The following is an 11,053-nucleotide window of genomic DNA, read 5'->3' on the forward strand; positions in this document are numbered from 1 at the left end:
ATCAAAGCGCTTTCGACGGGACAGATTATATTGGAATTGAAAATCAGAAATCCATGTTGATATTAATATAAAATGAATTTTCTCCCTTGTTTGTAAATTTCTGGTGCTATTATCTCGGTGTCGAAGTAAATAAATTTTTAAATAAGAAAAAAATAGAAAAATTATTTTAATTCGTTTTGCCATAATAGCGTTAATAATGTTGTTTCAGCGGTAGCCTTATTAATATACCCGTCATCTTTCAAGTTGCCTCTTTGTTGGCTGCACTCACTCACCCCGGTCACATAGTTCGCTATGCTCCCGGGGATTCGTTCCCTTGCCGTCGCGATGCATCTTGAAATCCATAGGGTATAGATCAAGGCTACCGCTATTTATTCTGGTACGTCCAGATTGAATATTATTGTCATGAACAGAATAGTTTAATAATAAAATTGTTATGACAATAAGAATTTTTCTGGTACATAATGATGAAAATTATTCGCTAAACAGTATTCTTCCAGTTGTTGGCTGGAATGAATCCCTATCTTGTTATATATCTGGGCCATATAGGTTTCAATGGTACGATAAGCAATATTTAATATCTGTCTAATTTGTTGTCTGGTGTATTTTTGTAAAAAGAAAAAAATGATATCCCATTCACGTGGCGTAAAAATATCGCTTGGGGGTTGAAGTATAATGGATGCGGGTAGTTTTTTATAATATTGATGTAGGCTGGCTAATGAGTAGCTTTTGGCTTCCCAACAATGATACATGACGCCAATACAATTTCCATCTTCATGATAAAAAGGCAATTTTTCACAGAAGTAAGATGATAACATTTGATCTTGTCCGAATATATGTGTTTCAACTGAACATATTCTCTGTCCTTTTGCCATGACCATACTATCTTGAATAATAAATTCCTTAGCAAATTCAGCGCCGTCCCAAGGGAGTTCATGATCATAAAGTCCATCATAATTAAATGATGCTTTAAAATTATGAATATATTTCTTTGTTGCTGAGTTACCATAAATGAAATTTGAAGAACTATCTTTTATTCCCCACGGCTCATTGCTGATTTCCATCGTGTTGATAATTTGAGGTGATATCGTATAGTTCTTCATAAAGACTCCTTGAAAATTTTCAGCTTAAATAAACGTTCTACTTCTGGATTCCCTAGCGCTTTCTGGGATATAGCGATAAAATTGATGTTTTTCATAAGAATTTTCTAGTGTTATATATTATGGCAGAATGAATTGTTGCTTGTTATTTGACTTATTGTTTTGGTTGCCTGTTTATTATATTTAAAACAATGAGTTATGTAGTAAGGCTTCTTGCAATCAAATAATTTATTAATATTATGAATGAATTATTTTGTTGCTGGATTGCCGTAAATAAAGCATGAAGAACTATCTTTTACTTCCCTACAGTTCATTACCTAATCTGAGGTGATATTGCATAGTTCTTCTTCATAATAAAAATTTTATTGTGATTTAGGGCCTAAGGAAATATTCTGCTTTTCGGTTTCACAAATCTCTCTGGCACGTAGAGGTCATAGTCATTCATGCGACAATAGTCTTCTAATTGACGACTGGAATGAACACCAATTCGTTTATATATTCGTGAGAAATGGCTTTCAACCGTACGATAGGAAATATTCAGTATTCTACCTATTTGCTTACTGGTATATTTATGTAACATGAGGAAAATAACATCCCATTCCCGTTGCGTAAATATATCGGTTGGTGGAGAGAACAGAATAGATGATGGTAGTTTTCCATAAAATAGACGGGTAAATGAGAAATCCTGAGCTTTCCATGCGTGGAGCATGGTACCGACACATTCGTTATCATCATTATAGAATGGATATTTTTCACAAAAATAAGATGATAAAAAATTATCTTTCCCATGAATATGTGTTTCAAGTGAACATACTCTTGCGCCTTTCTCCATTACAGTTTTATCATGAATAACAAATTCTTTTGCAAATTCAGCGCCATCCCAGGGAATTTCATCATCATACCGGCCTTCATAATCAAATGAATCTGAAAGATTATTGAGATGCTTAAGTGCTAAATTACCATAAATAATACATGAATTTTTATCTTTGATCCCCCAGGGGTCATTACTTTGCTTCAGGGTGTTAATGACTTGAGATGAAATATTGAGCTTATTAAATTTTCTCATAATGAGATCCTACTGTGTAATTAATATTTTATAAATTTACAATTCCTTACTACCAATAGTGATAAAACGTTCAGGAATATAAAGATGATAGTTATTTTTCTGACAGAAATCCGCTAATTCTATCTGTAGTGGTAAATTAAATTTCTGGTAAATTGACTGAATATGATTAACAACATCTTCTGTGCTCATGGTTAATTCTTCACCGATGCTCTCTTCATCCTGTGAACGCAGGGTTAGAAAAAGCACTTCCCACTCAGTTTGCGTCAATAGATTATTTGGTGGCGTAAATTGCAGGTTTGATGGCAATGTTTTGTCATAATAGTAAGAAACAGAAAAATCTTGAGGTTGATACATATGAAAGAAGATCCCAATGCAATCATTATTCTCATCATAAAGGGGAAATTTATCACAAATATAGCTTTGTTTGACGTTATTTTCTCCAAACAGATGTGTTTCTAGTGAAGTGATGCGTTGCATAGTTTGGATGGCTTTTTGATCCTGACGGTGGACTTCTTCTGCATATTCGGCGATAGGCGTGGGCAATTCACCCATGGTCAGCCCGATAATATCGAAATCTTCAGGAAGGTTGAGTAGTTGATAGAAAGCAGGGTTAGCATAAATAAATCTTGACTGATGATCTCTGGCGCCCCAAGGTTCATTGCTTTTGTCCCACATCAGGGTTAATTGTGGTGTAATGAGAGTGGATTTGTTTCGTATGTTTGACATAGTAACTCCTAAATTCCTATTTAAATCATTATCTGAATGGTTGCTTTTTCGATTATATCTTAAGTGGACAGCCATATAATAGAATATAATGCTTTTCTCGTCAAAAAGCGTATGTTTATTAATTTAATTTTTACTATTTAATAATGAAACTTTAAATGGCAAGAAATATAACCATATATACTATTTTAGATGAAGATTATTTAAATGATTTATTGAAAGAGTAGGTAGAGGCTGTTGCTGTGCTCGCTGCTGTGCCTGATATCAGCTATTTTAGCTGAAAAATAGCTACTGTTAATGGTAAATAATTGCAGATTATAGTTGAAATTATCAGCATCCTCATTGTTGTCAGTTGTTAAATAATTATTTGTCCTAATGCTTAAGAGCTATTCTGTTAAACGATTTGATTTATTCGTCTTTGTAATAAAGAACAAATCTGAACAGCGGCGTGAAAAAAATAGTGGTTTTTGGTCATATTTTTGATGTGGCATTAAGATTGAACTAAATAGATTACGCCTATTGGGATAGGCTCTAAGTATATGCTCTTGGTTTTTTACCTTGTTTGTGCTCATTACCCTTTTAAAAGGGGTGTTGACAATAGTGACTCTCTTGGGATTAAGTAGTAAATACTTAATGAACAATGCTAGCATAAATTTGGTTTTTTATTGGAATTTAATTTTTTCTTGATGCTATACCCTATGGATTTCAAGATGCATCGCGGCGGTAAGGGAACGAATCCCCGGGAGCATAGATAACGATGTGACCGGGGTGAGTGAGTGCAGCCAACAAAGAGGCAGCTTGAAAGATGACGGGTATAACACGCAAGTTTAATGGGAAGTAAAAAGATCGGCAAAGATGAGCTTGATATGACAAAAGGCACGGAGGTACGTTCTTATGATGCCTTTTAGGTCGTGGAAGATATCAACAGTGGATGGAACAGTAGAAACGCAACCATTGTTGTTGAACTTAGGGTTCAATATGGCTACCATCGATCGAAGGTACAGTTATCAATTTGATATACCCTATGGATTTCAAGATGGATCGCGACGGCAAGGGAGAGAATCCCCGGGAGCATAGATAACGATGTGACCGGGGTGAGCGAGTGCAGCCAACAAAGAAGCAATTTGAAAGATGACGGGTATAACTCGTCCTTTTTAGATGATTAGCGGGGAATAGGAGGAGGTTATATGCCAGCAAGATTGGTAAATCCTGAAAAGGTTAATGAGGTTTTCGCTCATCTGAATGAAAGCTCAGATAATCATACCCTCTATACTGCGTTGATGAATGGGGTTGATATTACTGATCAGATAAAAGGGTTGTTGCTTTCGCCTGGTTCGTGTTGATGGTCGATTTGGTAATCGTATCAGTCAATCCCACTTCGAGCTGGCGTTGGTTAACGATGTGTCTCAAGAAGTCGTCTACTATAACAGAGTTATTATACAGCCTGATGTAGTATTAAATCGCCGCCCTGTAACACAAATTCTTGTTTGGCGTATTCTGAAACGTGAACATCGAACGGTTTTGCATGAACTGGCTGGTCAGGTGTTCTTCGGTTACTTGCTCGAATCTTATAATGTGATTGTGTCAGATATGAACCAGACTTATGACGGTATTTCTTTTTGGCAGGCCCGTATGTATGACGCGCTGGCGTATAATATGCATGTTTATGCTTATGATATGATTACCTGTGAGTTGCGTAAGATTTTGACCCAGAATGATGTTAGTCGCCAAGAGTCTTGGTTATGGGGAGATCCTGAACATCATCAGAATAGATTGGCAATTATTTCGAAAAGTGAATTACCCATCCAATAGACCCACTTTGTGTTGAGGGTCCCCACAAATCATCGCTAATAAACCAACACCATATTTCGGTAGGTTTTAGCGAGGTGTTTTAATACATTTTTAAGTGTTATTTCTATTAAAATGAACGGAGAGTGTTGTAAGACATTCTCTGCTAACGTTAAATATGAAATGACTCGCCTTGATTTAACGCTATTTGCCTGATATCTCAAGTGTATACCCTATGAATTTCAAGATGCATCGCTACGGTAAGGGAACGAATCCCCGGGAGAATAGGTAACTATGTGACCGAGGTGAGTGAGCGCAGCTAACAAAGAGACAACTTGAAAGATAACGGGTATAAATAGTTATAGATATTTACATCTATAGTTAATTCATATAACAATTTGATTTAAATCAACAAAAAGGCTTTTATTTATTTTTTATTGTTAATAAGATGTGTTACATTTCAACCAGTGTTCTATAGAATTAAAAAGTGAGCAAGTTTATATGGTGAGTATATAAGGAATTATTGTTGTTTCCTTATATTGTCATTTCGATAGAAATGAAAAAAGAAAGGAAATATTAATATGCAGCTTGTAAATATAATAAAACCAACACATAGATGTAATTTGGCATGTAAATACTGTTATAATGAAGATGAAAGACAGCCTATTATGTCATTGGAAATATTGGAAAAAACAATTAAAGATACGTTTGAATATGCCAATAAAATAAAGGTTTTTACTTATGTCCATTTTATATGGCATGGTGGTGAACCGATGTTTCCAGGTATTAAGTTTTATGAAAATGTTATTGCATTTCAAAAAAATATAGTAACGGCATAAAGTATTTAAATGCCTTACAAACAAATGGAACATTTATAACTCAAAGATGGTGTGATTTCATTAAGGAAAATAATTTCTTTATGTCCATATCCATTGATGGACCAAAAGAAATAAATGATAAAAATAGAGTAACTCACAAAAATATTGGAAGTTTTGATAAGGTCTTTGAGGGTGTGAAAAAATTAAGAAGAAATAAAATTGAAGTTGGCTGCGCACTAGTAATTAGCAAATCAAGTCTAGGTTATATAGATGAAATATACAATTTCATGCTAAAAAATAATTTGCCATTTAATGTTATCCCATTAAATAAATCAGGAAACGCTGTAGATAATTATACAGATCTAGGATTAGATCCTGATGAATACTATATACCTTGGAGTAAATTATACGACAAATGGTTTTATGCAGCCCCTGAGAACTATATATTTATTTCTGATTTTGTAAGAAAAACTCAGGCAATATTAGCAGGAAGAGCAGCAGATTGTTTAGGAATGTCTCAATGCGGTAACACTACTTTCTCTGTTGATCCTATAGGCGATGTATATCCATGTGCAAGCCTTTCCGCTCAACCCGATATGAAATATGGCAATCTTCAGAATAACTCTATTCTAGAATTAATGACTGGGCCACGGGCCACTTTGTATAGAACACGGGAGAGTTTCGATTCATGTCAAAAATGTAAGTGGCAACATGTATGTCACGGTGGTTGCCCTGCAAGGGCATATAAATATAACGAGAATAATATATATAATAAAGACTATTATTGCCCAAGCTTATATAAGATATATGAGCACATAGAAAGAAGACTAAATGAAAAAGGTTTAACAGCAAGTAAGCTATATGATAAACACATGAGTGACGGTCTGCTTGGAACTGATGCTTTCTTAGAAGTCAAAAAGCATAAATCCAAGTTAATAGAAGTAGTAAACATTAACTAATTGATAATAAGGAACTAACTATGAAAGACTTAAAAAAGAGTAGCTCTTGGAATAAAGCATTGTTAGATTGCGTAGGGGGGCAGGAAAGGATGTCGGAAAAACCGTAGAGCCTAAAGAAGTGAATAAACTTGTGAAAAAGGCTGCAAGTCCTGGTTGGGATGGTAATATATATAAATATAGTTTTTAATTAGTGAAAAGGAGGGGGTAATTCCCCTCCTACTGTTAAAGAGAGGATTGTATGGTAAACAAAGAGAAAAAATTAATATTTCTTATTATTCTAATCGTATCTATACTGACTTCTTGTGTAGGTTTTGTGATTCATGTTATCAACTCCGAGTGGGTAGTTCCTTATATAAGGCATGAAGTAAGCAATATAACTGTAGCCCCGTCTTGGGATGTTAGATATCTTGCTGCATTAACAAGTTTAGAGACAGGATTGGGTATAACATTTTTATATATTCTCATAAAAAAGAGTCTTCCTACATATACCCCTATCACAAGAGGTATCCTTATGTGGTTAATTGAATTAGCAATCATGGGACGGCTTGTTAGGCAACCATTGATGGACTATGCTATAGGAAATCCATTTATAATATCTGTTTTACAGAATTCAGTATCATGGATTAACTGGTTTTTTATTTGCCTTATAACCACTTGTTTATATGACTATCTAATTAAAATTTGGTGCCAAAATAATAATGAGTGATAGTATTTTTAGAAATTTAAATAAAGAGAAAGATGAAAATAGGTGGGTTGCTAATACAATAATTAAAATTTACCCATCTTCTCTTTTTTTATATTCAATAGTATTTTTTTTGATATTTTTTCTTTTTATTTTAATATTTGCATTAAAAATAAATAATAGGGTTTTGATTGAAGGTGAGATCCATTCATTTCCCTCCACTATAATCATAAGGTCACCAATAAAAGGTTATATAGAATCTTCTACTTTTGATGTGCTAAAACCAGAAAAAGTATTGGAAGGGGATATTATTTTTAGAATAAAAAATATTGATGAGGATATTAATGGTGATCTTAAATTGCAAAAGATAAAACAATTAAATTCAATGGCTGACAAAGTAAATGGCAATATAATCAAAAAAAAAGAACTAAAAATTAAGGTTATAGAATTTTATGAGAGAAGCATAAAATTTACTGAGAAAGAAATACAAAAATTAAGTAAAGAATTAGAAGAATCAAACAGATTGATTCAGGATTATAATAAAACAAGAAAAAAATTTGAAGATTACTTGAAGAAAGGACATGTAACTATAGAACAGCTTAATTCAATAAACAACAATTATACTCAAAATAAGATTAGCTATATAAGCATGTATCAACAATTAAATTCTTTACAAGAAAAAAATAGTCAGCTTATTATAGATAGAGATAATAAATTAAGCGATATTGAAAATTCGATAGCATTGTTACAAGAAAAAGAAAATGATATTAATTTGAAAAAGATTGATATAAATTCTGATTCTACTCGTGTCATAACCTCACCTATTAATGGAGTATTGGATTATCAATATAAAACTTTAGGTCAGGAAGTGACTAAAAATGATGTTTTGGTAAAAATCTCACCGAAAAAGGTAGATTCATATTTTATTATATTTAATATTAGAAGCGACAGCTATCCTTATATAAAAATAGGCAGTAAGGTAAATATTAGATTTAGTTCATACCCGTTTCAAAAATATGGTTCATTTGAAGGAATAATAGAAACAATTTCACAATCAACAGTGAGTAATGAAAACAATATGCTGCAAAATCCAGAAAAAAACATTAGAATAGATCACGATAACTTTTATTCTATAAAGGTTAGGTTGACAGACAAAAATATAAATCAACTAAGATTGGTAGCAGGAATGAAAGCAGAAACTTCTTTAATAGTTGAAAGTAAGAGCATTTATAATTTAATAGTAGATAAAGCTAAGCATTATTTGAAAAAACACACGGAGTAAGTCATGAAGGATAATAATTCTCTGTTTGATTTTATCCCTGATTTATTTTTTAGAAAAAAAATAAATATTATTTATCAAGAGAGTATTGCCGATTGCGGACTAGCATGTATATCCATGATACTTTGCTATTATGGGTGTGACACAACGCTGAAAGAACTAAAAGGGAACAATAATTTTCACTCTAGAGGATTACGGTTAAAAGATTTATTAGAGATTTCAGAAAACAATAAGTTAAATACAAATGTATATTCTTTGGATGTTGATGAAATTAACCTTTTAAAAAAACCTTGCATACTCCATTGGGATATGAATCACTTCGTTATTTTAGAAAAAGTCAATAAAAACAAATTTTTTATATTAGATCCAGAGAAAGGAGAAAGGATCTTATCTATTAATGAAATATCAAAACATTTCACTGGAGTCGCAATAGAACTAACGCCAACACCGGAGTTTAAGAAAAGGTCTTCTTTTAATAAAAAAACAATTAAATTAATAGATCTTTTCAAAAGCTCCAAAGGACTGTCGAGTGCTCTTTTAAAAATATTTGCAATATCTATACTAATAGAGAGCATTACTCTTACTATACCAATAGGAATCCAATTAATAATGGACCATGTTATAGTAACAAAAGATACGCTACTATTGTCATCAATATGTATTTTTCTTATTTTTTTTACTTTAGTAAAAACTTTTTCCGATATCATAAGATCCTATATGTCTCTTTCTATAAATATTCTTTTGGATATACAATGGAAAAACAGTCTTTTTAGTCATTTATTAAGAATACCAATTCACTATTTTTCTAGTAGAAAACTAGGTGATATCCAATCTAGGTTTAACTCAATTGAAAACATAAGGGAAACATTTTGCAATAACATTGTTGATTTAATCATTGATTTCCTAATGATAATTGGACTGTTGAGCATGATGATTATTTATGGTGGTAGCCTAACGATTGTTGTCATCTTATTTTCGGTATTGTATTTTTTAGTTAAAATAATTGTTTATAAAATTTATAAGAATGCTTCTGATAAAAAAATTCAAGATGAAGCTACTATAAACTCTTTTTTTATGGAAAGTCTTTATAGCATGCCGACAATTAAGATTCTCGGCATTCTTAACAATAGACAAAGGATCTATAGTGATAAAGTAAAAACTTTAAACAAATCTGAAGTAAAGAAAAAGAAAATAGAAATTATTACAATCGCTCTCAGTTCAATTATTATTGCACTTGATCAAATAGTTATACTTTGGGTTGGTTCATACTTAGTAATAAACAGTACAATTACTATAGGAATGTTTATCGCGTTCAATACCTACCGAGGTCAATTCTCGGATCGTATCACGAATATAATCAATAAATCAGTAGAGCTGAAATTATTATCATTACATAACGAAAGATTATCTGGAATTGCTTTGCAAGAAAAAGAAATATTTAAAAAAAATATTAATTCTGAAAGTTATGATATAGCATCTTTAGAGTTATCACATGTTTCTTATACATATAATGAATCAAATTATACAATATCAGACTTCTCAATAAAAATTGAGGGCGGTGAATCTGTTGCAATAGTAGGACCTTCAGGCGCGGGAAAATCTACTCTTATTAAAATAATGAGTGGTCTCATTAAGCCTCAATCAGGTGAAGTTTTATTTAATAATCTTGATATTTATAGTTTAGGTGTAAATAATTACAGAAAAAATATTTCTTGTATTTTACAGGAAGACAAGCTTTTTTCTGGTACAATTGCTGAAAATATTTCAGGATTTGATGATGATATTGATATGGAGTACGTTACTGAATGTGCAATTAAAGCTAACATACATAATGAAATAGTTAGTTTCCCAATGGGGTATTATACACAGTTGAGTGAACTGGGTGGAAGTATCTCAGGAGGGCAGAAACAGAGAATAATGATTGCCAGAGCGCTCTATAAAAAACCAAAAATTATATTTATGGATGAAGCAACAAGTCATCTTGATACAAACAATGAATCTATTGTTAACAAATCTATTGCAAATTTAAACGTGACTAGAATCATTGTTGCTCATAGAGAATCCACTATTCAAAGTGCTGATAGAGTTATTCATTTAAATTCTGAACCTAAATGATAAATGCAGAACTAAAGGCTGCATAATATTAATCTGGTGGCGATTTCGATCTAGTATAAATTCAGTAATCCTACTCCCTTAGGAGTTATATGAACAGATATAAACTATCGCTGGATTAATAACTAAGAGATGTAACATTTGGTAAAGACATTTGGGTAGTAAGTATAATGGGTAAAATGAAATTACAGCTATCAAGTGTTACAAACGGGATTTTCTAATATGGGTAATATTTAAGCATTCATGCGGTTGCCCTGGTGAATTACCCATCCAATAGACCCACTTTGTGGGTTTTTTCATAATCGATCTGAATGATTCCATTATAATTAACTTGCGATATACCCAATGGATTTCAAGATGGATCGCGACGGCAAGGGAGCGAATCCCCGGGAGCATAGATAACTATGTGACCGGGGTGAGTGAGTGCAGCCAACAAAGAGGCAACTTGAAAGATGACGGGTATATATCAATCCTCACCCAACGCGCTATCCCTCATTGTAAAGTCTATAAATTTCCAGAACAGTGTTTG

The 11,053-nt window shown here is 32.5% G+C and carries 11 protein-coding genes and 2 pseudogenes; 8 read left to right on the top strand and 5 right to left on the bottom strand.

Annotation, left to right across the window (positions count from 1 at the left end; translation table 11 throughout):
• Positions 1-161 precede the first annotated feature (161 nt).
• The 4 genes from LGZ98_RS13195 to LGZ98_RS13210 form a co-directional block, all read right to left on the bottom strand.
• Positions 162-356 carry a hypothetical protein gene (locus tag LGZ98_RS13195; RefSeq protein WP_146748068.1) on the bottom strand — a complete coding sequence of 65 codons (195 nt, stop codon included), beginning with the start codon at positions 354-356 and terminating at the stop codon, positions 162-164.
• Between the two features lie 75 nt (positions 357-431).
• Positions 432-1,100: a LuxR C-terminal-related transcriptional regulator gene (locus tag LGZ98_RS13200; RefSeq protein WP_113041721.1), complete on the bottom strand. Its 669-nt coding sequence runs from the start codon at positions 1,098-1,100 to the stop codon at positions 432-434.
• Between the two features lie 376 nt (positions 1,101-1,476).
• The gene (locus tag LGZ98_RS13205) at positions 1,477-2,163 is read right to left on the bottom strand and encodes a helix-turn-helix transcriptional regulator (RefSeq protein ID WP_228901678.1); all 687 of its coding nucleotides are present in this window, start codon (positions 2,161-2,163) and stop codon (positions 1,477-1,479) included.
• A gap of 36 nt (positions 2,164-2,199) precedes the next feature.
• The gene (locus LGZ98_RS13210; RefSeq protein WP_113041723.1) at positions 2,200-2,889 is read right to left on the bottom strand and encodes a PAS domain-containing protein; all 690 of its coding nucleotides are present in this window, start codon (positions 2,887-2,889) and stop codon (positions 2,200-2,202) included.
• Between the two features lie 1,184 nt (positions 2,890-4,073).
• Between LGZ98_RS13210 and LGZ98_RS13215 the strand changes: the two are divergent.
• A pseudogene (locus LGZ98_RS13215) lies at positions 4,074-4,698 on the top strand (hypothetical protein).
• A 35-nt stretch (positions 4,699-4,733) separates the two neighbouring features.
• Here LGZ98_RS13215 and LGZ98_RS13220 read toward each other — a convergent pair.
• Positions 4,734-4,907, bottom strand: a pseudogene (locus tag LGZ98_RS13220) (IS4 family transposase); the annotation flags it as partial.
• A gap of 348 nt (positions 4,908-5,255) precedes the next feature.
• On the opposite strand from LGZ98_RS13220, the gene LGZ98_RS13225 reads away from it, so the two are divergent.
• The 7 genes from LGZ98_RS13225 to LGZ98_RS13250 form a co-directional block, all read left to right on the top strand.
• On the top strand, positions 5,256-5,513 hold the full coding sequence (locus LGZ98_RS13225) for a radical SAM protein (RefSeq protein ID WP_113041724.1): 258 nt from the start codon (positions 5,256-5,258) through the stop codon (positions 5,511-5,513).
• An 80-nt stretch (positions 5,514-5,593) separates the two neighbouring features.
• Positions 5,594-6,451, top strand: coding sequence for a radical SAM protein (locus tag LGZ98_RS13230; protein WP_113041725.1), 858 nt, complete (start codon positions 5,594-5,596; stop codon positions 6,449-6,451).
• 67 nt (positions 6,452-6,518) lie between these two features.
• Complete coding sequence (gene dynB / locus LGZ98_RS24275; protein ID WP_390904686.1) at positions 6,519-6,638, top strand: dynobactin A family peptide antibiotic; 120 nt, start codon at positions 6,519-6,521, stop codon at positions 6,636-6,638.
• A gap of 51 nt (positions 6,639-6,689) precedes the next feature.
• Positions 6,690-7,157: a hypothetical protein gene (locus LGZ98_RS13235; RefSeq protein WP_113041726.1), complete on the top strand. Its 468-nt coding sequence runs from the start codon at positions 6,690-6,692 to the stop codon at positions 7,155-7,157.
• Positions 7,150-8,415 (top strand): HlyD family secretion protein, encoded by a 1,266-nt coding sequence (locus LGZ98_RS13240; protein ID WP_113041727.1) that lies wholly within the window; start codon positions 7,150-7,152, stop codon positions 8,413-8,415. The genes LGZ98_RS13235 and LGZ98_RS13240 overlap by 8 nt, the downstream gene beginning before the upstream one ends.
• A gap of 3 nt (positions 8,416-8,418) precedes the next feature.
• A complete protein-coding gene (locus tag LGZ98_RS13245; RefSeq protein WP_113041728.1) occupies positions 8,419-10,527 on the top strand; it encodes a peptidase domain-containing ABC transporter in 2,109 nt (702 codons plus the stop codon).
• Positions 10,528-10,810: 283 nt separating this feature from the next.
• The coding region (locus tag LGZ98_RS13250) for a hypothetical protein (protein WP_262978166.1) at positions 10,811-11,053 on the top strand (243 nt) is incomplete at its 3' end.

Source organism: Photorhabdus kayaii (genome assembly GCF_025384895.1).
In the GTDB taxonomy this organism is placed as follows: Bacteria; Pseudomonadota; Gammaproteobacteria; order Enterobacterales; family Enterobacteriaceae; genus Photorhabdus; species Photorhabdus kayaii.

Bases quoted from the DNA above. Each gene is read 5' to 3' on its own strand.
- LGZ98_RS13240 (WP_113041727.1), top strand. From the start codon at position 7,150: ATGAGTGATAGTATTTTTAGAAATTTAAATAAAGAGAAAGATGAAAAT.
- LGZ98_RS13200 (WP_113041721.1), bottom strand. From the start codon at position 1,100: ATGAAGAACTATACGATATCACCTCAAATTATCAACACGATGGAAATC.
- LGZ98_RS13225 (WP_113041724.1), top strand. From the start codon at position 5,256: ATGCAGCTTGTAAATATAATAAAACCAACACATAGATGTAATTTGGCA.
- LGZ98_RS13235 (WP_113041726.1), top strand. From the start codon at position 6,690: ATGGTAAACAAAGAGAAAAAATTAATATTTCTTATTATTCTAATCGTA.
- LGZ98_RS13230 (WP_113041725.1), top strand. From the start codon at position 5,594: ATGTCCATATCCATTGATGGACCAAAAGAAATAAATGATAAAAATAGA.
- LGZ98_RS13245 (WP_113041728.1), top strand. From the start codon at position 8,419: ATGAAGGATAATAATTCTCTGTTTGATTTTATCCCTGATTTATTTTTT.
- LGZ98_RS13205 (WP_228901678.1), bottom strand. From the start codon at position 2,163: ATGAGAAAATTTAATAAGCTCAATATTTCATCTCAAGTCATTAACACC.
- LGZ98_RS13210 (WP_113041723.1), bottom strand. From the start codon at position 2,889: ATGTCAAACATACGAAACAAATCCACTCTCATTACACCACAATTAACC.